This window comes from Streptomyces iconiensis (genome assembly GCF_028657195.3).
Lineage (GTDB): Bacteria > Actinomycetota > Actinomycetes > Streptomycetales > Streptomycetaceae > Streptomyces > Streptomyces iconiensis.
In genome coordinates, this window is the sequence record NZ_JANCPR020000005.1 from 223,339 (window position 1) to 246,823 (window position 23,485).

The window sequence follows — 23,485 nt, forward strand, 5'->3', positions numbered from 1 at the left end:
TGGCTACACGGGCAGTCACTCGTGGGCTGGGGGTGGCGTGGACGTCGCTGTGACGGTGAGCGTGCGTCGTCAGAACGGTCAGGTCGTTGAAGATCGCTTCTGGGGCACGGAGCCCATCAAATCTTTGGCTTCGGCCATGCCCTGGCGGACGTTCCGTTGGTACAAGGGCCAGAAGCGCTACTCGGGCACCTACTGGTCGGCGACGGTACGCGATCACGTGATCTACGAGTCGCGACTGGAGCTGTCGCGGTTGCTCGTCGCTGATTTCGATTCGTCCGTACGCGGCATCGTGGCTCAGCCCTTCTTGCTGAAGACGTTGCTGGAGGGGAAGGTCCGCAGGCACATCCCGGACTACCTCCTGCTCACCCGGGAGGTGCCGGTGGTCGTCGACGTCAAGCCGCTTCACCGGTTGTCCAAGCCGGAGGTGGCGTTCACCTTCGGCTGGACTCGGCGGGCGGTGGAATCACGGGGATGGGCGTACGAGGTCTGGAGCGAGCCTCCGGCTGTGAAACTGGAGAACATCCGGTTCCTGGCGGGCTATCGAAGGGACTGGCTGTTCAGCCCCGAGGTCCTGGAAGACCTTCGGGAGCTGAGTTCGATGGTGTCCCTCTGGGGCAGGCCACCTGCTGTCTGCCGAATCGTCCGGAGCCTCAAGTCCGCTCCGCCATCCATCATTTGCTCTGGACGCGGTCTTTCGTTACCGATCTCGATCGGCCGCTTAGCCCTTCTCACGTTCTGAGGCGGGCGGCATGAGCAGGGCGGGGGCTCGGGTCGGGGTCGGTACGCGCTTCCGCTACGACGGAGAGACCGTCGAGGTGGTGGAGATGGCCGCGACGACGGCAGGCAACGAGGTGGTCCTGAAGGACGGCCGGGGACGATTGCTGCGGCTGTCACTCAAGGAACTTCTGTTCTCCGACCGTGCCGCTGTCCGTCCAGACGGCCCAGGACCGTCAGCTGACGATGAAGAAGAGATCGCTTCGGTCGTACTGGGACAGCTCGACAGTTCAGCACGGGCGAAAGTTCTTGAACGCGCCGAGCATGTCCGGGAGGTTCTGGCGGGATTCCGGTCTGGAGTTCCGGAACTGGCACGCGATGGTGAGCCCCGCCCGGACTATCGCCCGGAGCGACCGTTGGAGGTGCGATACACAGCCAAGGCCGATGAGCTGGGGGTATCACTTCGCACTGTCAAGCAGATCTCCCTCGACGAGCGGATGAGCCCCGCGAACATGGCCCGCTGGGCACACACCCACAAGATTCCTCTTCGCCCCCGCGGAGGAGCAAGCCACGACGCCGCCCTCCGCGCCGCCGAGCAAGCCACCGGCCTCCCTGCCGTCCTACGTGAGGCTCTCACGAGCCCCTACGGCCGACAGCGACTCGAACGCTTCGTCGCCGCCCTGCCCTACCCCACCGTCACTGAAGCCGCCCGAGCCCTTGGCATTCACCAGTCGACGCTGGTGACCCAGATCAATCGCCTGGAGAAAGACCTGGGCCGGTCCCTGATCGAGCGCGCCGAACGAGGCCGCAGGATGACGCCTACCCCGTTCGGCAGGAGGGTTGCGGCAGCGGTGCGACGGATCGGGGGAAGGCGTCGGCCGAGAATTGGACACGACGCTCGGCTTCCTGACCTCAGGCCCGGACGGCTGCCTTGCAACCGCTATTCGCCATCTGGGCCGGCTTCGGCGCAGGGCTCTTCCGGCTGGACTATGCGCGCGAGGAGACCCATGAGCTGGGTCCGCTCGGCAGGCGTCAAAGCAGCGGTCAGCACATCGTTCGCCTCATCGCCCAGTTTCTCCGTCTGAAGCAGGCGACGCTTCCCGCTCGGCGAGAGGGCGATGGCGTTCTTGCGACGGTCCTTGGCGTCCGGCGCGCGGGTCACGAGGCCGTCGTTCTGGAGGTCGTTGAGGATCGCGACCATGTCCTTGGGATCGATGCTCAGACTGCGGCCCAGCTCGGCCTGCGATACGGGTCCCAGTTCGGCGACGGCCGACAGGACGGCATGGTGCATCATCCGCATGCCCACCTGAGCGAGGGCTTCGGCGACGAGCCGGTGCCCCCGAGCTGCGGCACGGCCCAGGAGCCAGCTGGGGAGGGAGCGAATACGGGAGGGAGCGCGGGTGGTCTCGGACATGGGGCCAGGCTAGCCAGAAAATCATTGGGGACCCCTACGATCTGTCGCTATCGTTGGGTCTCCCAATGACCTGGAGGTGTGCATGCGGCGGGTTCGTTTTTATGAGTACGGCGGTCCGGAAGTGCTCCGCGTCGAAGATGCGGAGGCCCCCAAGCCTGGCCCGGGGGAACTGCTGGTCCGCACGGAAGCCATCGGCGTGACCCTTCCCTCCGTGCGCAAGGTTCGCGGCGAAGACGGCAGGACGCCGCTACCGGGAGTCCTTGGAGGCGAGGTCGCCGGAACGGTGATCGCCCTTGGCCCGGACGTGACGGATTTCGAGGTCGGCGACCGCATCACGTCGCTCACTTTCAGGGGCGGCTCGTATTCCGAACTGGCAATCGCCCCCGGCTTTATGGCGAGCCGTATACCGGACGGAGCGAGCGCCATCCAGGCCGTCGCGCTGGTGCGCAGCGGACACGTCGCCCTCGCCGCCCTCGCCACGGCCCGCCCCCTTGTGAGCGAGTCGGTCCTCATTACGGGCGCCGCGAGCGGAGTGGGACATCTCGCGGTCCAACTGGCCAGGCTTCAGGGCATTGGACGCGTCGTCGCGGCCGTGAGTTCCCACACCAAGGCGGAGTTCCTCCGCGGTCTAGGCGCCGACGAGATCGTGACCTATGACAGCGAGGACTGGGGGGAGCCAGTCGACGTGGTCCTGGACGGAGTCGGCGGAGATCTACTCCCACGCGCCGTCTCGGCCCTTGCACCCGGCGGGCGACTCGTCTTCTTCAACTCGGGCGGCGGCACCGTTCCCGCCTTCGACCTCCTGGCAGGATCGAAAACCATCACCGGTCTCACCATGGCGAGGTTTGCCAACACTCAGCGCGAACTCTATGACCAGCATGGCGAGGAGCTGTGGAAGCTGACCCTGTCCGGACAGTTGCAGCCGGTCGTCCACGCCCAAATTCCGCTGGCTGACGCGGCACGAGCGCACGAGATCATCGAATCCCGTGCCAACCTCGGCAAGGTCGTCCTGCTGCCTTGACGGTGAGCTGAGTCGCATGGGAAACGCGTGGCCACTGCGGCCGGGAGACCCCCGCAGAGGAAATGACGCGACGGTGAGACAGAACTCGTCGGTCAAGCCATGAGACAACCAGAGAAGCCGCAGGTCACAGCATCGTGCTATGAGACGGGTCGCGAGATCCTACAGGTGGGCTGGTACCTCGGGCCCTGTGAAAACGCGGTGCCCTGCTTCTCGGCGTGGGGATCCGTCGCACCTGCCGTATCTCCGTATCCCGTCAGAATTCCAGCACCGCGCGGTAACGGGAGCGGCCGTGGCGGACGTGGTCCAGTGCCTCGTCGAGGCGTTCGGCCGGGAAGGTCTCCACATCCGCCCTGATGCCGTGCCGGGCCGCGAAGTCGAGCATCCGCCTGGTGTCCATCGGTGTCCCGACGATGCCTCCAGCGAGGCTCTTCTCCGCCACCAGGAGGTCCACCGCCTGGATGGTCAGCGGTCCCTTGGGGACTCCGACCATGCACAGCGTTCCGTGCGGTCGCAGCGCCGCGAGATACGCGTCCCAGGGCAGATCGGCCGGGACGGTCGAGAGGATGAAGTCGTACGAGCCGGCGACATGTTCAAGTCCACCGTTCGCGACGACGAACTCGTGTGCGCCGAACCGGCGGGAGTCGTCCGCCTTCGCGGAGGTCGAGGAGATCGCCGTCACGTGGCAGCCCCACTTCGCTAGGAACTGGATCGCGAGATGGCCCAGGCCGCCCACCCCCACCACGGCGACCCGGTCCGTGGGCCGTACTCCGTACCGTGTGAGTGCGGAGAACACCGTGATGCCTGCGCACAGCAACGGTGCCGCGTGCTCGGAGGAGAGGGCGGCGGGCAGCGGGTGGACGTACCGCCAGTCGCTCGCGCGCACGTGGGTGGCGAACGCGCCGCGATCGCCGCGGAGGACCGTGTCGTCCTTGTCCGGGCACAGGTGCTGACGGCCGCTGAGACACCATTCGCAGGCGAAGCACGCCCCGGCCGTCGCGCCGACCCCCACGCGCTGTCCGACGGCCAGGCGCGTGCGGTCGACAGCGCTGCCCACCGCCGTCACCACGCCGACCGCCTCATGGCCCGCGACCACGGGATACCGGGAGATGCCGTGCTCGTTGTCGACCATGGCGACATCGGTCTGGCAGACGCCGCAATGCGTCACGGCAACGTCCACCTCCAGGGCGCCCAGGGGCTCCGACTCGTAATCGAGCACGTGAACAGGGCCGCCGGCCTCTTCCACCGCGTATGCGAGCACCACGTTCCGCCACCTCTAACTAACTAGTTGGTTTTAGTGAGGCGTACGCTAACCGACCGGATACGCATGCAGCAACTAACCAGTTGGTAATCTGGGTCCGTGTCTCCTCGGTCTACCCCTCCCGCTCGGTCCACTCGGAAAAGCGACGCCACCCGCAGCCGTCTGCTCGACGCGGCCACCGCCGACTTCGCCGCCCATGGCATCGCGGGGGCCCGCGTCGACCGCATCGCCACCGCCGCGGGCATCAACAAGGCCCAGCTCTATGCCTACTTCGGAGACAAACTCAGTCTCTTCGGCGCCGTCTACCGCCTGCACGCGTACGCCGTCGTCGACTCCGTACCGTTCACGGCCGACGACCTCCCCGGCTACGCCGTGGGGCTGTACGACGCCTCCGTCGAGCGGCCGGAGTTGATCCGCCTGACCGCGTGGGCGAGGCTTGAAGGGGTGATGACCGACGACCTGGTGGGCGGGGACTCGTCAGTCGATGCCAAACTTCGGGCTATCGCCGAAGCGCAGCGGTCCGGAACCGTCAGCGCCGCGATGGAACCGAGGGATGTCCTCACCCTGGTGCTTGCCATGGCCCTGGCCTGGTCCCCGGCCGGTCCCTCCGCCACCGCCACCACCTCCGACGCCCCTTCCTCGGACCACGTACGCCGTAAGCGGGCCCTGCGCGAAGCAGTCTCCGGCGCCTTCGCCCTGTCCTCGCGGGTGTCGTGAGCCCGCACGCAGGTTGACCGATGTCCCGGTGCCCCCGGCATTCTGGTGCCAGGCGCGCGCCGCCCTCGCGGGCAGGGCGAAGGCAAGCTCGTCCACCCCTGCCGGTGCAGTGCCATGAGCATCCACGTCTTCCTCCCGCGTGAGCGTCCAGGCCCCGGACAGGCCGAACTCACGCGCGCAGGCTTTCCGGGCCGACCGCCAGGTACCCCACTCCTCTCACCGAAGCCCGAGACCCCGGCATCCACCACTCGACCCTGGCGATCCAGCTCAACCGACTCGAATGCGACACGGAACTGTGGCTCGCAGTGCAGGAACTCAACGGCCGCGCCCACGCAAGACGCTCGGCCGGAAGACATCAGCCGAGCGTCTGTGTGATCTATTCACCGGCTGGACCAGGCCGGTGTTGCAACGACCACTGGCCTCCAGGCTTCACTGCGGACGGAGGGGCCGCCTTCGCGATGTGCGGGGGGCGGTGGAGGAGCCGGTGTTCGACGTTCACGCCGCGGAACGTCCATTGCCTCGGGGCCGAAGAGGTCCTGGGCCGGTCTGTGCCGAGGAGTTCTCAGCATCCCATCGTGGAGAGCCCGTTCTTCGTGGAAGCGGTGCTGGTCTTCGCCGGCGGCGGGCACTCCTTCCACTGGTCGACCTTGAGCGTCCAGCTGCCGTTGTCATTCTGGACGCAATGGGACTTGATGATGTCCTCCGCCTTGCCCGCCGATTGGCAGGCCGAGAAGCTCGCGTACGTGCGGGGCGGATCTGCGGCCTGGGCGGACTGGGCGGCGATGCCGGAGAAGGCCAGGAGGCCGACGGCGGCGACTGCTGCGCGCTGGAACTTGCGCATGTCTTCCTCTCTTCACGTGCATAGGTGCGGTGGTGCGTGCACGCCAGGACGGCATGCGGGTCCGGTCGTCACGGGGCGCGGGTGGGCCGGTCGGCTTCGCCGCGGCGCACTGCAAGATCTTTTCGGACATGTGAACACCACCACGCGTGCGGATGACGCTTCAAGGGATCAAGATCCTTTGTTACGGGGCTATCACAAGCCGGCCGGAGCCCTTGCCTTGCCCGATCTCTTCCGCTGGCACGGCCCCTACTGCGACGGGATGCAGTGCCGAAGCTGCGGTTGCGCCCGGGCAGCGAAGGGCCCCAACCGGCACCCCCAACCGGCACCCCCACCCCCTGTCGGGCCCAAGGGGCAGCGCGGTGAGACCAGTTCCCGTCTGATCGTTCACTTGTCGTAGCGCTGGTTCCGGGCTCGGTCCTGAAGCGCTCTCCTCCGGACGGCGGTCTTCGGGGCCCTGCTGTACGCGGGCTTCACCCGGCGGCGCTCATCCGCATCCCGGGCCTGGGGGATTTCCCCAGGTGACTCGGGGGACAGCCTCGTTCCGGCGTCCGTCTTCCGTTCCTAGCGTGAAACGCGTCAATCCGAGGCGTCGGATCTCCGGCGCACGAAGGCGCACGAAGGCGCATGAACAGGACGGGTAGTCGTGATGATCGAGGCCAGGGGTCTCACCAAACGGTACGGCGGGACGGTCGCCGTGGAGGATCTGAGCTTCGGGGTGCGTTCAGGAAGCGTGACGGGGTTCCTTGGCCCGAACGGCTCCGGCAAGTCCACCACGATGCGCATGATCATGGGGCTCGACCGGCCGGACGCAGGGCACGTCACCATCGGCGGCTGCCCCTACAGCGGCCTGAACTGGCCGCTGCGCGAGGTCGGTGGCCTTCTTGAGGCCCGTACCTTCCATCCCGGCCGCAGTGCCCGCAGCCACCTCGCGGCGCTCGCCGCCGGCGGGGGCATCGATCCGGCGCGGGTGGATGCGGTCCTGGAGGACGTCGGCCTGGCCTCGGTCGCGGGCAAGCGTGCGGGCACGTTCTCGCTGGGCATGGCGCAGCGGCTCGGCATCGCGGCGGCGCTGCTGGGCGATCCGCCGGTGCTGTTGTTCGACGAGCCGGTCAACGGGCTCGACCCGGAAGGGGTGCGGTGGATCAGGGAGCTGATGCGGTCGCTGGCCGCCGAGGGCCGCACGGTCCTGCTGTCGAGCCACCTCATCAGCGAGATGGCGCTCACCGCCGACCACCTCGTCGTGATCGGCTCGGGCCGGCTGCTCGCCGACACCTCCGTCGCCGAACTCACCGCCTCTGGAAGGTCGTTGGAAGAGGCGTTCTTCACGCTGACCGAAGCCGGCGCCACGTACCGCGCCGAGAGGAGCCGGTGATGACCACGACGACGTACGCCCCCGCACGCGCCGGGCACTACGGCCTGCGGCAGGCAGCCCGTATGGAGTGGATCAAGCTGCGCAGCCTGCGCTCCACCACGTACGCGCTGCTCCTCACGGTCGTCGGCATGGTCACCATGGGGGTGGTGACCATGGCCAACACCAAGGCGCCGCGCGGCGCGGAGAAGATCGCGTCCTTCGACCCGACCAACAACGTCCTGGCCGGGGTGGCGCTCGGCCAGCTGATCATCGGGGCGCTCGGTGTGCTGGTGATCACCGGTGAGTACTCGTCGGGCACGATCCGCGCGACGCTCGCCGCGGTACCCGACCGGCGTCTCGCGCTCACCGCGAAGGCGGTGGTGTTCGGCGGTCCGGCGCTGGTCGTCGGCGAGGTGGTGACGTTCGTGACGTTCCTCGCCGGCCGCGCCGCGCTCGCGGCCGACGTGCCGCACCCCTCGCTCGGCGACCCGGATGTGCTGCGTGCGGTGCTGCTGTCCGGTACGTACCTTGCTCTCGTGGGTCTGATGGGCATCGGCATCGGCGCGATCACCCGGCACACGGCGAGCGCGATCGGCACGCTGGTCGGCTTCCTGTTCGTACTGCCCTTGCTGCTTGCCGGGTTCACGGGTACGACGGTCGCCAAGTTCTTCCCCACGATCATCGCGGGCAACTCGCTGTCGGTGAGCGTGCCCGACAGCGACGTGCTGTCGCCGTGGGTGGGGTTCGCGGTCCTGTGCCTGTACACGGCGGCGCTGCTCGCGGTGGGAGGAAGGCTGTTGGTGCGGCGCGATGCGTGAACCGCGCGCCGTCCGCACGGTGCTGACGGCGTCCCTGAAGCGGCGGGCGTGGGCGGAGGCGGTGTACTGCCTGCTGTCCTTCGTCCCCGCGCTGGTGGGTTTCGTTCTCATCGCCGTGGTCGCCGTGGCGCTCGGCTCCGTGCTGACGCTGACGGTGCTCGGTGCGGTGCCCGGCATCCTGTTCCTGGTGGCGGGGCTCGCCCTCGCCAGGGGCCTGGGCACGCTGCAGCGGTGGCTCGCCCAGAGGCTGATCGGCGAGCGGGTCGAGGAGCCGCCCCGGCCGGAGGCGCGGCGCGGGCTCGTCGCCGGGGTGGAGGCGCGGCTGCGGGACACGGGCGCGTGGCGGGCGGTGGCGTACGTCCTGGCGAAGCTGCCGCTGGCGACGCTTGGCCTGTACGCGGTGCTGTGGTGGGTGATCGGCGCGCTCAACGTCATCGCGCCGTTGCGCTGGATGGCCGGGGAGCGCAACCCCCGCCTGCTCTCGCCCTTCCCCGGCGGCGGACAGCCTCCCCTGCACTCGCTCGGTGCCACGTTCGCGGCGACCGCGCTGGGGTGCGCGGTCCTGCTGATCGCCCCGTGGCTGACCCGCGGTGCCGTCGCCGGGGACCGCCGCCTGGTGCGCGCGCTGCTCGGCCCCGGCGCGCTGGCGAAGCGGGTACGGGATCTGGAGGAGACCCGCGCCCTTGCCGTCGACGACGCGGCCGAGCGGCTGCGCCGCCTTGAGCGGGACCTGCACGACGGCGCGCAGGTCCGGCTCGCGGCGCTGGCGATGAGCCTCGACATGGTGCGCGAGCAGCTCGACGACCGGGACCGCCCCGAGCTGCGCCACCTGGTCGAGACGGCCCGCGACAACGCCACGGAAACCCTCACCGAGCTGCGCGACCTCTCCCGCGGTCTGCATCCGCCGGCCCTCGACGGCGGTCTGGCCGACGCGTTGACCACGCTCGCCGCGCGGGCAGCGCTGCCGGTGGAGGTGTCGGTGGACGCGCCGAACCGGCCGACCCCGGCGATCGAGAGCCTCGCCTACTACTGCGCGGCGGAGCTGCTCGCCAACGTCATCAAGCACAGCGGGGCGCGTGGCTGCGGCATCGAACTGTCCACCGGCGACGGCACGTTGCGGCTGCGCGTGCGGGACGATGGCCGCGGTGGCGCACACATCGCCGAGGGCGGCGGCCTGGCAGGGCTTGTGCAACGGGCGCGCACGGTCGACGGCGAGCTGACACTCCACAGCCCCGACGGGGGCCCCACGACGGTGAAGGTGAGGTTGCCGCTCCATGCCTGAAGGTGCCGCAAGCCCCGGAATCCGGCCCGGCGCGAGGTGTGCGAGGCCGCACCCATGCGCGTAGTGATCGCCGAGGACGCCGCCGTGCTGCGCGAGCTGCTCTCCCAGATGCTGACAGTGCGCGGCCACGAGGTCGCCGCCTCGGTCGCGGACGCCGACGCACTGCGCGCGGCTGTCACCGAGCACCGGCCCGATGTCGCGGTCGTGGACATCCGGATGCCGCCGACCCGTACCGACGACGGCCTGCGCGCCGCGATCGACATCCGGCGCGAGCACCCCGCCACCGGTGTCCTGCTCTTCTCCCAGTACGTCGAGACCACATACGCGACCCGGCTGCTCGCGCAGGGCTCCGCCGGCGTGGGCTATCTGCTCAAGGAGCGGGTCGCGAACGTCGCCGAGTTCACGGACGCGCTGGGGCGGGTCGCGGCCGGCGGCACCGCCCTCGACCCGGAGGTCGTCACCCAACTGGCCGGTGCCGGCCGCCACACAGAGGAGCTGCGGGCGCTCACCGACCGGGAGCGGAACGTCCTGACGCTGATGGCCGAAGGCCGCTCGAACGCCGCCATCGCCCAGCAACTGCACGTGTCGGCGGGCACCGTCGAAAAGCACGTGGCGGCGATCTTCGCAAAGCTGGACCTGCCGGTGTCGGAAGACCACAACCGCCGGGTCCTCGCCGTCATCCGCATGCTGCGCCAAGGCCCGAGGGGCTGAGCCGGGCCGGCGCGGCCGGCTCCGCAGGCGAGGAGCCGGCCGCGCCGGTCGACCGCTTCCCGCTACGGCGCGAGTGTCGGCTGGTCAGCGGCCCAGAGCCACGACCCGTCCGGCTGGCGACGGGCGACCTCGACGGTCACGTCGCCGTTGGTCAGCGTGGCCGCCGTCAGTGCCAGGTCGCCGGTCACCAGCGCCGGGTGCTGCCTGCCCGGCGAGAGCACCGGCGCTGCGGCGACGAACTGCTCGTACACTTTGCGGATTTCCGCGTGTCCGGTCGCGAGGTTGCCCGGCGGGAACGCCAGCACGGCGTTCGGTTCGTACAGCGCCACCAGCCCGTCCACGTCGCCCGCGTTGGCGCGCTCGATGAAGTACCTGCCCAGGTCGTTCGGTTCCGTGGCCGCTCTGTTGTGTGTCATGCGGTGAGCCTCCCAAGGCATACACGACACCCTGTGTCATGCATTCCCATAGAGTCTTCCCGTGCGCGCCGACCGGTTGGTATCGCTTGTACTGCTGCTGCGGCAGCGCGGTCGGCTGTCCGCGACCGCGCTGGCCCGCGAGTTGGAGGTGTCCACCCGCACCGTGCTGCGTGACATCGACGCGCTGTCAGCGGCCGGTGTCCCGGTCTACGCGGAACGCGGCCGGCACGGTGGTTTCGCGTTGCTGCCCGGTTTCCAGACCGAGCTCACCGGGCTGAACCACGACGAGGCGCTTGCCCTGCTGGTCGCCGGATCGCGGCGCGGAGCGCAGGCGTTCGGGCTCGGCGCCGCGCTCGCTTCGGCCATGCGCAAGGTGGTTGACGCGCTGCCCGAGAGCTATCGGGCCACCGCGGCCGGTGCCGCTCAGCGCTTGCTCATCGACCCGGAGACCGACCTGCTCTCGCGTCGGGTGGTCGCCGAGGAGGTGCCGGACACCGTCGTGGCCGAGGTCCGGCGCGCGGTGTTCGCCGGACACAAGCTGCGCATCCACTACGCGGCCGTCGACCAGGCCCCGGAGTGGCGCACGGTTGACCCGGTCGGGCTGGTCACCGTGCGCGGCCAGGGCTACTTGCTGGCCACGCGGTCCGGCGCCGACCGCACCTACCGGCTGTCCCGTATCCAGGCCGCCGAGGAACTCGCCGAACCGGCACAGCGGCCTGAACGCGTCGACCTGGACCGGGCCTGGCAGGAACGCAGCACACGGTTCAGGACCGGCGGCGACCAAGTCACCGTGCTGGTACGGGTGCACCCTGCGCGGAGGCAGGAACTGCTGGGCACCGCACTGGCCGTGCGCGCCGAAGAAGCCGAAGCGGACGGATGGTCGCGGCTTGAGGCGACCTTCCAGGACGCCAGGCACGCCGAATGGGCGCTGTGGCAGCTCGCCACGCACGCGGAGGCCCTGGACCCGCAGTGGCTGCGCGTCTCCCTGCGCGACCGCGCCGCCGCGACCGCCTCCTGCTACGGAGCGTCCTCCTGAGCGCTGTCCTCCCCCGGCTCCGGCGCGCGCAGGCCGGGCGGGCAGCGGCCCCAACTACCGCGCCGGGGCGGCGATCACGTGGCCTGTCGCCCGTACGGCGAGTGGTTCATCAGGTCCGCTCGCCCTGGGCGAAGAAGTTGATCAGGTCCTGGGGCGTGGGGTGGTGGGCGACTTTGGCGCTGGCCGCGCTGCGGGGGAACAGCGCCTGCTCGTAAGCGGTGAGCGCGCCCTCGATGTCGCCGGGGTGTGCGGCGAGGGCCTCGCCGAGTTCGGCGCCGTCCAGCATCGCCAGGTTGGCGCCTTCGCCGTCCGGGGGCGAGAGGTGGGCGGCGTCGCCGAGCAGGGTCACTCCTGGTGCCCGGTCCCAGCGGTGGCCGATCGGCAGGGCATGGAGGGGGCGCAGGACAGGGGCGCCCTCGCCTGCGGTGATCAGGGCGGTGAGTTCCGGCGCCCAGCCGTCGTACTCTGCCGCGACCCGCGCGGTGGCCGCGGCGGCGTCGGTGAAGTCGATGGCGGCGAACCAGTCCAGCGGCCTGGTCACGGTGATGTGGGCGCGGAGGACCCCGCCCTTCTCCCGGTGCGCCACCAGCCACTTCCCGTTCCCGTCCGGGTCGAACGCGCTGAGCGTTCCGGCGCCGACCGCTTTCGCGGTGGCCGGGTGCAGGGTGTCGGCGTCGTACAGGCAGGTCTCGACGAAGGAGCGGCCGACGTATGCGGGTGCGGCGTCGGAGAGCAGCGGCCTGACCCGTGACCAGGCGCCGTCCGCGCCGACCAGCAGACTCGTGACGGCGCTGGTGCCATCGGCGAACGTCACCTCGTGGCGGCCCTCGCCGATGGCGCGCACGCCGGTGGCCTTGTGGCCCCAGCGGACGGTGCCGGCGGGGAGCGCGTCGAGCAGGATCTGCCGCAGCTCGCCGCGCTGCACCTCGGGATTCCCGCCCGTACCGTCGTCGGCCTTGTCGAACAGGACGGTCCCGTTCCGGTCGAGGAGCCGTGTCGCCTGGCGGCCCTCCAGGACGATTCCGTGGAACTCGTCCATCAGGTCGGCCGCCTTGAGGGCGAGTTGGCCGTTGTAGTCGTGGATGTCGAGCATCCCGCCCTGCGACCGCGCCGTCGGCGACGCCTCCGCCTCGTAGACCGTGGCCGGGATGCCGTGTACGTGCAGAACGCGGGCGAGGACGAGGCCGCCGAGGCCGGCGCCGATGATCGTGACAGGAGTGTGCATGGGGCTCCTTACGTTTCGCTCCCTGCCCCGGGTGCGTTCCGGCGGCAGGGGACGCTGGAAGGGAAGCGGCCTGCCCGGCCGGGCACCCGGGCGCCCGGCCGGGGGCAGGGACGGCTCAGATGACGATGACGCGGCGTCCGCGTGTGTGCCCCGCTTGGCTGTCGGCGTGCGCTGCCGCGGCCTCGGCGAGTGTGTAGGTCTTTTCGACCGGGATATGGAGTTTCTTCTGTGAGATGAGGTCGGCGGCCTGGGCGAGTGCTGCGACCTTGTCGCCGGATACGCCGGAGAAACGGACGCCGAGATCGGCAGCGCTGAGGTCGCCGATGGTGATGACCTTCTGCGGGTCTCCGGTCAGTTCGACGAGTTCGCGGATGACGCCGGAGCCGGCCAGGTCGAGGGCCGCGTCGACGTGGCCGAGCTGCCGCACCCTTTCGACCCAGCCCTCGCCGTACGTCGTGGGGAGGGCGCCCAAGTCGCGCAGGTAGTCCTGGTTCGCGGCACCGGCCGTGCCGATCACCGTGATGCCGCGCTCGCGGGCGATCTGCAGCACCGCAGAGCCGACGCCCCCGGAAGCGCCGCTGACCAGCAGCGTCTGCCCGGGCTGTATCCCGACCTCGCGGACGATGCGCAGCGCGGTCTCCACCACGGAGGGGTAGCCGGCGGCTTCTTCGAACGTCAGGCCCTCGGGCATGCGCGCCCAGGCCCACAGGACGGCGGACTCGGCGTAGGCGTCGGTGCCCCTGCCGAAGACGTGGTCGCCGGCCTTGACTCCTTCGACGCCCTCGCCGACCTCGTCCACCACCCCTGAGGCGTCTTGTCCGATTCCCGAGGGCAGCTCGCTGGGTTCGTGCTCCGCACGGCGCTCCTTCCGGAACTGGCCTTCGCGGATCCGCCAGTCGACGGGGTTCACGCCGGCCGCGCGTACGGCGATGCGTACTTCGCCGGGCCCGGGGCGGGGCTCTTCGGCGTCGACGAGGTGCAGGACATCGGGGCCGCCGTAGCGGGAGAAGCTCACTTTCTTCATGCCGCCGACCGTAACACTACCCGTTAGTGTTTCGGAACTGGTGTTGTTTCGTAGCTGGTAGTGTGGCGGGTATGACCGTGCCGACCGGACGCCGTGAGCGCAAGAAAGCCGCGACCCGCCAGAAGATCGCCGACGCCGCCCTGGGGCTCTTCCTGGAACGCGGGTACGACGCGGTGGGTATCCGGGAGGTGGCCGCCGAAGCCGACGTGGCCGTCACCACGCTCTTCTCCCACTTCGCCTCGAAGGAGGCCCTGGTCTTCGAGCAGGACGAAGACTTCGAGCAGCGCCTCACCTGCGCCGTCACCGGCCGCGCGCCGAACGAGCCGCTCATCCCCGCACTGCGCGGTGAGGTCCAGGCCCTGGTGCGGCATTGCACGGCGGACAGCGCAGCGCCGGTCTGGCGGATGATCGAGGCGTCACCGGCCCTGCGGAAGTACGAGGAGTCGATGAGACTGCGCCACGCGGAGACGCTGGCGGCGGCCATCACCGCCGATCCCGCCCTGTCACCGACACCGACGGCCGGCCGGACGATCGCGCGGTTCGTGATCGACGCCTATTCGCTGGCCCGCGAGGCGGCCGATCCGGATGCGGCGGTGGACGAGATCTTCCAGATGATCGAGGCGGCCTGGCAGGCCACGGGCCCCTCCCGGCCCGCGTGAGGAACCTGTTCCTCCAGGGAGGTCAGCAGGGCCGGTCGGAGTGAGGAGCCTGTCCCTCCCGGGAGGTCGGCACGGGGCAGGGCGGGGTGAGAGGTTCAGGCGTCCGGTCGGCCCAGGGCGGCGGCCTTGGCGGAGCGCTGGGCGAAGACGGCCTCGCGGCGCTCTGTCATCTGCCGCAGCGCCTCCTTGCGGTCGCGCCGGGAGAGCCGGTCGAGATACATCTGGCCGAGGAGATGGTCGGTCTCGTGCTGGAGGCACCGGGCGAAGTAACCCAGTCCCTCGATGACCACGGGGTTGCCGTCCTTGTCGAACCCCCGGACGACGGCGCGGTCGGTGCGCGGAACCGGCATGCCGGCACCCGGTACCGACAGGCATCCCTCGTAGTCGTCAACGAGCCGGCGGCTGCCCGGCTCCGGCAGGTCGAGAACCGGGTTGACGAGGTGGCCGACGTGCCGGATCCCGTCGTCGTCGGGACAGTCGTAGACGAACAGCCGCAGGTCGACGCCGACTTGGTTGGCGGCGAGACCGGCACCGTCGGCCACGTACATCGTCAGGAACATGTCGTCGATCAATGACGACAGTTCCGGAGTTCCGAACGCGGTCACCTCCTGGCACGGGCGGCCCAGAATCTCCTCGCCCACCTCCGTGATCCGGCGCAGCGCGCCCCGGTCGGCCTCCGGTGCCAGAGCCGGATACGACTCGACGGGGCTGCCCTGCACACGGACCCGCCGGTCGACGGGGTGGGGCCGGTCGTGACGGTCGTGACCAACGGACATCGTCGCTGTCTCCTCTTCCGCGCCCTTGCCAAGTACTTTGCAAAGTAGCAGACTTTGCAAAGTGACTGAAGAGGATCTCAACGCCCCGCCGGACCGGACCCAGGGCCGGGCCGAGGCCCGGGCCCCCGGCGCCGACGACTCACTGCGCGAGCACGAGGTCCGCACCGCGCTGCTGGACCTCCTCGCCGAAGTCGGTACCGTCACGGCGACCGAGGCCGCGGCCCGGCTGGGCCACAGCTCGGGGCTCTGCTCGTTCCATCTGCGGCAGCTCGCACGCCACGGACACATCGAAGAAGCCCCGCACAGCGGAGGCCGCGCCAGGCCCTGGCGGCTGCGGCGGCGCGACTCCGCCGACGCGGCGCCGCCGGGAGAGGGGTTCGGGGACCTGGCCCGGGGCCTGGAGGACGAGAGCTGGCAGCGATGGCTCTCGCAGCGCGAGCAGGCCCCGTCCGAGTGGCGCCAGGACGAGGCTTTCAGCGCCGTCGCCTATCTGACGCCCGAGGAGATGAACCGGGTCGCGGACGTCATCCGGCGGACACTCGCCCCCTACCAGGACCGCGAACAACGCCCCCTGGCCCGCCCCGAAGGCGCCCGGCCGGTGGCCCTCATCACCCGGCTGTTCCCCTTGCTTCCGGACCGGTGAGGACGGCGTGCGACGGCGGATCACGAAGTACACCCACGCCTGTGTACGACTTGAGCGCGAGGGCCGGGTGCTGGTCATCGACCCCGGTATGTGGAGCGAGCCGGCGGCCCTGACCGGCGCGCACGCCGTGCTGGTGACGCACGAGCACGCCGATCACGTCGATGTCCTTCGCCTCGCCGGGCTCGGCGTTCCGGTCTACGCGCCGACGGAGGCGGACATTCCACGGCTTGAGGTCACGCGGGTGGCCCCGGGCGCGGAGTTCACCGCAGCCGGCTTCCGCGTACGGGCGGTCGGCGGGCGGCACGCGGCCGTGTACGACGGGCAGCCGGACTGCGCGAACCTCGGCCATGTCGTGGACGAGGCGGTCTACCACCCGGGCGACTCGCTGTACGTTCCCGAGCAGCCGGTCGAGACACTGTTCGTTCCCGTACAGGGATCGTGGATGCGGACGTCGGAGGCGATCGACTTCGTCAGGGCGGTGGCACCGCGGCGGGCGTTCCCGATACACGAGGCGCAGCTCAACGACCGCGGCCTCAGCAGCGTCAACGGCTGGCTCGCGGAGGAGACCGACAGCGGTTACCGGTATCTGTCACCCGGCGAATCCGTCTGAGGCGACCTGAGGCGACGGCCTCCCGCGTCCGGACGTCCGCCGGTTCCGTGCCTCGGCTTGTTCCGGACGTCCGCCGGTTCCGTGCCTCGGCTTGTTCCGTGCGTCCGCCGGTTCCGTGCCTCGGCAGGTGCTGGTCAGGAAGAGGGGGCGGGGGCTTGGGGCGGGGGCGGGACTTCGTCTCGCAGCGCGTGGACGAAGGCGGTCGCGGCGGCCGACCGGTCCTCGGCCGTGACCAGCATGGTCTCGCGCCGCTGTACGAGCGCGCTGTCGCGGACAGGTAGCCATGTGACCCCGCGGGGCACGGTGTCGGCCGCCAGTCCGGGCAGTACGGAGACGCCCAGGCCGGCGGCGACGAGGCCCAGGCGCGTCTGCCAACTCCGTACCTCGTAGCCGATGGTGGGCCGGGTGAGGGTGGGCCAGGCGCCGAACTGGGGTGCGCCTTCCTGGTTCGCGCCGACTATCCACACCTGGTCGGCGAGGTCGTCGGCGTTCACCTCGTCCTGCGAGGCGAGCGGGTGGTCCACGCTCACGGCCACGCCCAGCCCTCTGCCGGTGCGGAGCACCTCCTTGCGCAGCCCGGTGAAGTCGTATGCGGGCAGATCGTCCCCGACGGCCACCACCGCGACCTCGATCCGTCCCGCCTGAAGCCTGCGTAGCTGTGCGGGGCTGCCGGATTCCCAGAGGTCCACCGTCAGGGCCGGGTGAGCCGCGTGCAGGCGGGCGATGGCGCGGGGCACCAGTGCGGCCGCGGCCGTCGGATAGGCCCCCACGGCGAGGCGGCCCGCGACACGGTCGCGAAGGCCGGCGATCTCCAGTTCGGCCGCCTCCAGATGGGCGAGCACGTGCCGGGCGTGCCGCAGCAGCGCCTCACCTGAAGGGGTGGGCCGCACACCGCGTGCCTGCCGCTCGAACAGGGGGCCGCCCATCGCCGCTTCCGTGGCGCTGACCTGCCGTGACACGGCGGACTGTGTGTACCCCAGCGCCTCGGAAGCGGCCGTGAACGAGCCCCGCCGCGCGACCTCCAGCACTACGCGCAACCCCGCCAGCGTTACCTCGGACATGCGGGCCAGTATGAGTGCCGTGGGTGTCATGGGTGCCATGGGTTCATGGGTGCCGTGAGCGCCATGGGCGCCCCGCGCGTGGGCGGGCGCTACGCGCCCACGTAGTCGGTGTCCGCCGCGTAGGCGAGGTCCCGCTGGCTCTCCCATGCCGCGAGCCGCCGGCGCACGGTGGCGGTGACGGCGTCGTAGGCGTCCGAGTTCAACAGCAGCCGCAGCGGCGGGTCTTCGCACAGCGCGGCCTCGATGATCGCGTGTGCGACACCGGACTGGCTGCCGACCATGTTCTCGACGGGGAGGGCGGGGGTGTCGGCCGGCCCGCCCCGGTAGGGGGCGCTGACGGGCACCCGTTCAGCGGCGTCGTAGAAACCGGTCCTGACCATGCCGGGTTCCACGAGTACGGTCTTGATCCCGAACGGTTCGATCTCCTTCGCCAGCGCCTCGAAGTAGCCCTCGACGCCCCACTTGGTGGCGTGGTAGATCGCGAACCCGGGAAACGTGAGATGCCCGCCCTGGCTCGAAAGCTGGACGAACACACCGCCGCCCTGCCGCCGCAGCCACGGGACGGCGCGGCGCGCGAGCTGGACCGACCCCGTGATGTTGGTGGCGATCACGCGCTCGACCTGCTCGTCGGCGAGGTCCTCCGCCGCACCGAAGACGCCGTAACCGGCGTTGGACACGACGACGTCGATGCGCTCGTGCGCGGCGAACGCCTCGCCGAGCACCCGCTCGACCTGTGCGGTGTCGGTGACGTCCATACGCCGCCGCCACAGCAGTTCGCCGTACTTCCCCGCGAGATCGTCGAGCCGCTCGGGCTGCCGCAGCGTCGCGGCGACCCGGTCCCCGCGTGCCAGCGCCTGCTCGGTGAGTTCCCGCCCGATCCCGCGGGACGCGCCTGTGATGAACCATGTGGTCATGCCGCTACCCCTGGTCTGCCGATTCTCAGCGGCGACGCGAGCGACCGCAGCGCTGCGGTCCTGTGGCCCTGCGGTTCCGTAACCCCTCAGTCCCGTAACTCCGCGCGGCCTCAAGTGCCGCGCGACGCCCTCGTCTTCCGCTCTCCGTACGCACCAGCCTGCGCGGAGGAAGGCATGCCCACAAGCGATACTTTCGCACCGCTCGCATGCGTGCGGCGCATGGGTGCTGTCCCGGCCGAGGCGCGGGCGGTGCTGTGGGGCGGCGGTGTGAGGCGGCGGTGTGGGGTGTGCCTGTCAGGCCGGTTTGCGGGCCAGGGCGCCGTACATGGCGATGTCGGCGTCGTTGACCTGCTCGTCGTCCGGTTCGGGGCGCCACTTGTGGACCTGGACGACACCGGGGTCGACGAGTTCGAGGCCGTCGAAGAAGGTGGCGGCCTCGGCCTGGGTGCGCAGGGCCATCGGCATGCCTTCCTCGGCGTACCGTTCGGCGACGCGGCCCACTTCCTCGGGGGCGAAGTCGGCCGTGCCGATCGTCGCGGCGAGGTAGCTGCCGGGGGGCAGGGGGTCCAGCAGGCGCTGGATCAGTCCGTGGTCGTCGTCGTCCGGGTGGATGAAGTGCAGGATGCCGATGACCAGCAGCGCGACCGGCTCGTCCAGGCTGAGGGTGTCGCGGAACTCCGGTGAGCCCAGGATGGCGTCCGGGTCCAGCATGTCCGCGTGGACGTAGGTGGTACGGCCCTGCGGGGTGCTGTCGAGCAGGGCCTGCGCGTAGTTGAGGACGATCGGGTCGTTGTCGACGTAGAGGATCCGCGCCGTCGGCTCGGTCTTCTGTACGACCTCGTGAAGGTTGGGGGAGGTGGGCAGGCCGGTGCCGATGTCGAGGAACTGCTTGATCCCCCGCTCGCGTGCGAGGTAGTTGCTCACCCGGTGCATGAAGGCGCGGTTCGCCCTCATGTGCGCGGGGAGCGCGGGCCACACCTCGACCATGGCGTTACCGGCGGCCTCGTCGGCCTCGTAGTGGTTCTTTCCGCCCAGGATGTAGTCGTAGACGCGGGCCGAATGCGCGGTGCCCGCGTTGAGCGGTTCCTGTGTGTGACCGACTTCCCTCATCGCAGCACCTCAAGTTCTCCCCTGACGTCCTGCCCCGGGGCAACGACGCCTTGTTTTCTGGCTGGGTCCCGACACCCTACGGCCCCTTCACGCCCTGCGTGCACGGTGGTTGGCGACGTTGAGGCGGTTTCCGCACAGGTCCGGGGTGCAGTAGCGGCGCCGTCCCGCACGGCTCGTGTCGATGAAGGCGCCTTCGCAGTCGGGGGAAGCGCAGGGACGGAAACGGGTGGGGCCGAGGGTGCGCAGGGTGCCCAGAAGGCCGGTGGCCGTGAGAGCGGCGAACTGGCCCGCACGCACACGGTCCACGTGTGGGACCTGCTCGGTTACGGTGACTCCCGCGCCGACCCCGGCGTCGCGCCGTCGCTCGCGCGCCAGGCGCGCACGCTGGCCGAACTCCTGGACCACTGGGGCCTCGTGGACGCCTCACCCGTTCTCGTGGGGCACGACATCGGTGGCGGCGTCGTCCTGCGCGCGCACCTGGTCGAGGGCGCACGGGCCGGCGGGCTCGGGCTGGTCGACGCCGCGGTGCTCGGGCCGTGGAACACACCGTTCACGGAGCACCAGCAGCGGCACGCCGACGTGTACAGGACGATGCCGGCTGACATCTTCGGCGATCTCGTCGAGGCGCGTTTCCGTACCGCGACCCACCGCCGGCTGACGCCGGAAGCGCTCGCCGCCTACACCGCCCCCTGGCGCGGTGAGGAGGGGCAGCGGCGCTGGCTCGACCAGGTCGCGGCCGTCAGCTTCGAGGACACCCGCGAGGTGGTCGCCCGGCTCGGCGGTGTCGCCGTGCCGACCCTCGTGCTGTGGGGCGCGGAGGACCGGTGGCTGGAGCCGGCGACCGGCGCACGCCTGGCCGCCGCGATCCCGGGGGCACGGCACGAACTCGTGCCCGGAGGCGGCCACTTCCTCCCCGAGGACCGCCCCGGAGAGACGGCACGTGCGCTGCTGCGGATGCTGAACGGGGTGGTGGAGGGGGAGAGTTGAGCTGGTGGGGGGACGGGGGTGTACGGGGGCGAGGTGGTTCGGTCCCATGGAGCCCACGGAGTCACGACTCCATCGGACCTCACAGGCCGTACGGCCTGTACGTCCTTCGCCGGTCCACTGTCAGTGGCGTGGGGCAGGGTGGGGTGCATGTTTACGTTGAGCGAGGTCGAGGACGCGGTGCGTGGGTCATGGGGGGCCGACACGTGCGAGCCGACGGACGCCGACAGGAGGCCGTGGCGGGCCGACAACCCGGCGTGGGGGCAGTGCGATGTGACGGCGCTCGTGGTCAACGACCTGCTGGGCGGACAGCTGGTGTGTGGCGAGGTGCACGCGGCGGACGGGGCGCGTCAGGGGTACCACTGGTGGAACAGGTTGCCGGGCGGCCTCGAAGTGGACCTCACCCGCGAGCAGTTCAAGGCCGGTGAGACCGTGACGGAGGGGAGGGCAGTGGTGCGCCCCGAGGGGCGGCCACGGCGTCGTGCGGAGGAGTACGAGACGCTGCGGGGCCGCGTCGTCACCCGGTTGGGGCCAGGGGCCGCTGCGGGGGCCGGCGCGGAGGACGAGCCGGTGCGGGCCGCGCTGGAGGTGGACGGCGGGCGGGGCCGGCGGCTGTCGTATCTGGACTTCGGGGGACCGGGGCGCCCGCTGCTGGCGCTTCACGGCCACATCCAAGAGGCCCGTTCGTACGCGCTGCTCGCACGCGAACTGAGCCCGGAGTGGCGGGTGATCGCTCTCGACCAGCGCGGCCACGGTTTCTCGGACCGCGCCGACGACTACTCACGGGAGGGGTACGTCGCGGACGCCGCAGCCCTGCTCGCGCATCTGGGACTGACGGGAACACCGGTGGTCGGACACTCGCTGGGAGGGGTGAACGCCTACCAATTGGCGGCGGCGCACCCCGGGTTGGTGAGCGCTCTGGTGATCGAGGACATCGGCGCGGTGATCGAGGGCGACCTCTCCTTCACCCTCGACTGGCCGCACCGCGCCCCGACGCGCGCCGCTTTGACGCTGGCGCTGGGTACGTCGTACGGCTATGTGACGGACTCGGTACGGGAGTTCGCGGACGGATGGGGGCTCGCCTTCCACGCCGAGGACATGGTCGCTTCCCAGAACGCACTGAGAGGTGACCACTGGAGCGACTGGCTGGCCACCGGCGAACCGGACAGCACCTCCGGCACCCGTGATCCCTCCACGCCCTGCCCCGCGCTGCTCATACGCGGAGCCCGCAGCGATGCGCTCGGCGCCGGGCTCGCGCGCGAGATGGCCGCCTCGCGGCCTGGCGCCCGGCTGGTGGAGCTGGACACGGGCCACATGGTCCGCGCGACCGACCCCGCGGGCTTCGCGGATACGGTGCGCGGTTTCCTGCGCGAGGCGGACCGGGGCCTCGTCTGTGAACGCGGGCCCCGGTGACGTGGGCCCTCGACGGTGACGCGGGCGCCCCGTCTGTGACGTGCGTCCCCGTCTGTGACGCGGGCCCCCGTCTGTGACGCGGGCCCCCGTCTGTGACGCGGGCCCCCGACGGTGACGCGGGCGCCCCGACGGTGGCGTGCGTCCCCGTCTGTGACGCGGGCCCCGGAGCCTCGGGGCGTCCCATCGGTCAGAGCGCCATTTTGAAGCCCAGGTGGGACGCTTCGAAGCCGAGGCGTTCGTAGAAGCGGTGTGCGTCGACGCGGGTGGCGTCGGAGGTGAGCTGGACCAGTACGCAGTCCTGACGGCGGGACTCGGCGATGGCCCACTCGATGAGGCGTGTGCCCAGCCCTGTGGCGCGCGCGTCGGCGTGGATGCGTACGGCCTCGATCAGCGAACGGGCGGCACCGCGCCGGGAGAGCCCGGGGATGACGGTGAGGTGCAGCGTGCCGACCGTACGTCCGTCGCGTACGGCGACGACGAGGTGCTGGTTGGGATCGCCGTCGATGCGTGCGAACGCGGTGCGGTACGGGGTGAGATCGGCCGGGGACTCGCGGTGCGCGCCGAGCGGGTCGTCGGCGAGCATGGCGACGATCTCGGGGATGTCGTCGGCGGTCGCGCGCCGGACGGAGAAGTCGTCCGGCGGCGGTGAGGGCGCTGAGGTAGCCGTCGAGGCGGCGGATGCGGTGGTCACATTCCGGAGCGTACGCCCCGCGTACGGGGGGTGATCAAGAGAGTGCCGTGCCGCGAGTCATGCCGGTTCGAGCGCGCGTACGGCCGCGACCAACGGGGCCAGCTCCGGCCGCTGTTCGGCTCGCGCGAGTGCCTCGCGGAGTGCGGCGTCGTGGGTGGGCCGTGCGGCGACCAGGAGGGCGTGTCCTTCCTCGGTGACGTTGGTGTAGATGCCGCGTCTGTCGTCGGGGCACAGATAGCGGGTCAGTAGGCCGCGATCCTCCAGGCGTGTGACCAGGCGCGTGGTGGCGCTTTGGCTGAGAACGACGGCGTCGGCGAGCTGGGTCATACGGAAGTGGCCACCGTCGCCGTCGTGCTGCTCGCTGAGCACGTCCATGAGGGAGAACTCGCGGACGCTCAGGCCGTGTTCGGCCTGCAGCGCGCGTTCGATGTGCGCCTCCAGACGGCCGTGCAGCGCCGAGAGTGCGCACCAGCCGTGAGCGAGACCGAGGTCGGGGCGGGACATGTGCGGCTCCTTCGGGGCTGCGAGCTGGGGGCCCGGTGGACGGCGATGGTTCGGGTTGACGGGCGACGGGTGACGGAGGCGAGTCCGGTACGGCACGGATCCGTGTGGGCGTGGGCTCGTACGGGTGCGGGCCCGTGGGCCAAGGGTAGGCCATCTTCGCGATAGCCCGCGCTTGCATATAAAGGGCGCCTGCAATTATTGTCTGCGCTGGTAAGCGCCCTGTGCATGAGCCGTCGCGTTGCGCGATCTGGCCCTAAAGCGCAGACCGTGCCCTCAAGCCCGGAACGGGACC

At 70.6% G+C, this 23,485-nt stretch carries 25 protein-coding genes and 2 pseudogenes; 14 read left to right on the top strand and 13 right to left on the bottom strand.

The window, feature by feature from the left end; translation table 11 throughout:
- Positions 1-37: 37 nt before the first annotated feature.
- A complete protein-coding gene (locus tag NMN56_RS06850; RefSeq protein WP_274042858.1) occupies positions 38-739 on the top strand; it encodes a TnsA-like heteromeric transposase endonuclease subunit in 702 nt (233 codons plus the stop codon).
- 487 nt (positions 740-1,226) lie between these two features.
- Positions 1,227-1,538: pseudogene (locus NMN56_RS06855) on the top strand (helix-turn-helix domain-containing protein); the annotation flags it as partial.
- 116 nt (positions 1,539-1,654) lie between these two features.
- Here the strand turns inward: NMN56_RS06855 and NMN56_RS06860 are convergent.
- Positions 1,655-2,128 (bottom strand): MarR family winged helix-turn-helix transcriptional regulator, encoded by a 474-nt coding sequence (locus NMN56_RS06860; protein WP_274042859.1) that lies wholly within the window; start codon positions 2,126-2,128, stop codon positions 1,655-1,657.
- 82 nt (positions 2,129-2,210) lie between these two features.
- On the opposite strand from NMN56_RS06860, the gene NMN56_RS06865 reads away from it, so the two are divergent.
- Complete coding sequence (locus tag NMN56_RS06865; RefSeq protein ID WP_274042860.1) at positions 2,211-3,149, top strand: quinone oxidoreductase family protein; 939 nt, start codon at positions 2,211-2,213, stop codon at positions 3,147-3,149.
- A 253-nt stretch (positions 3,150-3,402) separates the two neighbouring features.
- Here the strand turns inward: NMN56_RS06865 and NMN56_RS06870 are convergent, their stop codons facing one another.
- Positions 3,403-4,410, bottom strand: coding sequence for an NAD(P)-dependent alcohol dehydrogenase (locus NMN56_RS06870; RefSeq protein ID WP_274042861.1), 1,008 nt, complete (start codon positions 4,408-4,410; stop codon positions 3,403-3,405).
- Between the two features lie 96 nt (positions 4,411-4,506).
- On the opposite strand from NMN56_RS06870, the gene NMN56_RS06875 reads away from it, so the two are divergent.
- The gene (locus NMN56_RS06875; protein WP_274042862.1) at positions 4,507-5,124 is read left to right on the top strand and encodes a TetR/AcrR family transcriptional regulator; all 618 of its coding nucleotides are present in this window, start codon (positions 4,507-4,509) and stop codon (positions 5,122-5,124) included.
- A gap of 562 nt (positions 5,125-5,686) precedes the next feature.
- Here the strand turns inward: NMN56_RS06875 and NMN56_RS06880 are convergent.
- Positions 5,687-5,965 carry a hypothetical protein gene (locus NMN56_RS06880; protein ID WP_274042863.1) on the bottom strand — a complete coding sequence of 93 codons (279 nt, stop codon included), beginning with the start codon at positions 5,963-5,965 and terminating at the stop codon, positions 5,687-5,689.
- Between the two features lie 646 nt (positions 5,966-6,611).
- Between NMN56_RS06880 and NMN56_RS06885 the strand changes: the two are divergent.
- The 4 genes and pseudogenes from NMN56_RS06885 to NMN56_RS06900 all read left to right on the top strand — a co-directional run.
- A pseudogene (locus tag NMN56_RS06885) lies at positions 6,612-7,262 on the top strand (ABC transporter ATP-binding protein); the annotation flags it as partial.
- Between the two features lie 74 nt (positions 7,263-7,336).
- Positions 7,337-8,134, top strand: a complete 798-nt coding sequence (locus tag NMN56_RS06890; RefSeq protein WP_274042865.1) for an ABC-2 transporter permease — start codon at positions 7,337-7,339, stop codon at positions 8,132-8,134.
- Positions 8,127-9,416 (top strand): sensor histidine kinase, encoded by a 1,290-nt coding sequence (locus tag NMN56_RS06895; protein ID WP_274042866.1) that lies wholly within the window; start codon positions 8,127-8,129, stop codon positions 9,414-9,416. Before NMN56_RS06890 ends, NMN56_RS06895 begins: the two co-directional genes overlap by 8 nt.
- 54 nt (positions 9,417-9,470) lie before the next feature.
- On the top strand, positions 9,471-10,127 hold the full coding sequence (locus NMN56_RS06900; RefSeq protein WP_274042867.1) for a response regulator: 657 nt from the start codon (positions 9,471-9,473) through the stop codon (positions 10,125-10,127).
- A gap of 62 nt (positions 10,128-10,189) precedes the next feature.
- On the opposite strand, the gene NMN56_RS06905 is transcribed toward NMN56_RS06900, so the two are convergent.
- Complete coding sequence (locus tag NMN56_RS06905) at positions 10,190-10,543, bottom strand: YybH family protein (protein ID WP_274042868.1); 354 nt, start codon at positions 10,541-10,543, stop codon at positions 10,190-10,192.
- Between the two features lie 61 nt (positions 10,544-10,604).
- On the opposite strand from NMN56_RS06905, the gene NMN56_RS06910 reads away from it, so the two are divergent.
- On the top strand, positions 10,605-11,579 hold the full coding sequence (locus NMN56_RS06910; RefSeq protein ID WP_274042869.1) for a helix-turn-helix transcriptional regulator: 975 nt from the start codon (positions 10,605-10,607) through the stop codon (positions 11,577-11,579).
- Between the two features lie 109 nt (positions 11,580-11,688).
- On the opposite strand, the gene NMN56_RS06915 is transcribed toward NMN56_RS06910, so the two are convergent.
- Positions 11,689-12,804, bottom strand: a complete 1,116-nt coding sequence (locus tag NMN56_RS06915; protein ID WP_274042870.1) for an FAD-dependent oxidoreductase — start codon at positions 12,802-12,804, stop codon at positions 11,689-11,691.
- A gap of 115 nt (positions 12,805-12,919) precedes the next feature.
- A complete protein-coding gene (locus NMN56_RS06920) occupies positions 12,920-13,828 on the bottom strand; it encodes an NADP-dependent oxidoreductase (protein WP_274042871.1) in 909 nt (302 codons plus the stop codon).
- A 71-nt stretch (positions 13,829-13,899) separates the two neighbouring features.
- Here NMN56_RS06920 and NMN56_RS06925 point away from each other — a divergent pair, with 71 nt between their 5' ends.
- Positions 13,900-14,487, top strand: a complete 588-nt coding sequence (locus tag NMN56_RS06925) for a TetR/AcrR family transcriptional regulator (protein ID WP_274042872.1) — start codon at positions 13,900-13,902, stop codon at positions 14,485-14,487.
- Positions 14,488-14,582: 95 nt separating this feature from the next.
- Here the strand turns inward: NMN56_RS06925 and def are convergent, their stop codons facing one another.
- Entirely contained in the window at positions 14,583-15,263 is a 681-nt protein-coding gene (gene def / locus NMN56_RS06930; protein WP_274042874.1) for a peptide deformylase, read from the bottom strand.
- A gap of 61 nt (positions 15,264-15,324) precedes the next feature.
- On the opposite strand from def, the gene NMN56_RS06935 reads away from it, so the two are divergent.
- Both NMN56_RS06935 and NMN56_RS06940 read left to right on the top strand, forming a co-directional pair.
- On the top strand, positions 15,325-15,906 hold the full coding sequence (locus NMN56_RS06935) for an ArsR family transcriptional regulator (RefSeq protein WP_430542488.1): 582 nt from the start codon (positions 15,325-15,327) through the stop codon (positions 15,904-15,906).
- Positions 15,907-15,913: 7 nt separating this feature from the next.
- Positions 15,914-16,516, top strand: a complete 603-nt coding sequence (locus NMN56_RS06940; RefSeq protein WP_274042877.1) for an MBL fold metallo-hydrolase — start codon at positions 15,914-15,916, stop codon at positions 16,514-16,516.
- Between the two features lie 134 nt (positions 16,517-16,650).
- Here NMN56_RS06940 and NMN56_RS06945 read toward each other — a convergent pair whose 3' ends face one another.
- The 4 genes from NMN56_RS06945 to NMN56_RS06960 all read right to left on the bottom strand — a co-directional run bounded on the left by NMN56_RS06945 (position 16,651) and on the right by NMN56_RS06960 (position 19,907).
- A complete protein-coding gene (locus NMN56_RS06945) occupies positions 16,651-17,577 on the bottom strand; it encodes a LysR family transcriptional regulator (protein ID WP_274042878.1) in 927 nt (308 codons plus the stop codon).
- 89 nt (positions 17,578-17,666) lie between these two features.
- On the bottom strand, positions 17,667-18,491 hold the full coding sequence (locus tag NMN56_RS06950) for an SDR family oxidoreductase (protein ID WP_274042880.1): 825 nt from the start codon (positions 18,489-18,491) through the stop codon (positions 17,667-17,669).
- Between the two features lie 294 nt (positions 18,492-18,785).
- The gene (locus NMN56_RS06955; protein ID WP_274042881.1) at positions 18,786-19,601 is read right to left on the bottom strand and encodes an SAM-dependent methyltransferase; all 816 of its coding nucleotides are present in this window, start codon (positions 19,599-19,601) and stop codon (positions 18,786-18,788) included.
- Positions 19,602-19,688: 87 nt separating this feature from the next.
- Positions 19,689-19,907: a CGNR zinc finger domain-containing protein gene (locus NMN56_RS06960; protein WP_274042882.1), complete on the bottom strand. Its 219-nt coding sequence runs from the start codon at positions 19,905-19,907 to the stop codon at positions 19,689-19,691.
- Between NMN56_RS06960 and NMN56_RS06965 the strand changes: the two genes are divergently transcribed.
- Positions 19,908-20,588: an alpha/beta fold hydrolase gene (locus NMN56_RS06965; RefSeq protein ID WP_274042883.1), complete on the top strand. Its 681-nt coding sequence runs from the start codon at positions 19,908-19,910 to the stop codon at positions 20,586-20,588.
- 147 nt (positions 20,589-20,735) lie between these two features.
- Complete coding sequence (locus NMN56_RS06970; protein ID WP_347178579.1) at positions 20,736-21,998, top strand: alpha/beta fold hydrolase; 1,263 nt, start codon at positions 20,736-20,738, stop codon at positions 21,996-21,998.
- Positions 21,999-22,185: 187 nt separating this feature from the next.
- Here the strand turns inward: NMN56_RS06970 and NMN56_RS06975 are convergent, their stop codons facing one another.
- Both NMN56_RS06975 and NMN56_RS06980 read right to left on the bottom strand, forming a co-directional pair.
- Entirely contained in the window at positions 22,186-22,581 is a 396-nt protein-coding gene (locus NMN56_RS06975) for a GNAT family N-acetyltransferase (protein WP_274043113.1), read from the bottom strand.
- Positions 22,582-22,746: 165 nt separating this feature from the next.
- Positions 22,747-23,193 (bottom strand): MarR family winged helix-turn-helix transcriptional regulator, encoded by a 447-nt coding sequence (locus NMN56_RS06980; protein ID WP_274042884.1) that lies wholly within the window; start codon positions 23,191-23,193, stop codon positions 22,747-22,749.
- Between the last annotated feature and the right edge of the window lie 292 nt (positions 23,194-23,485).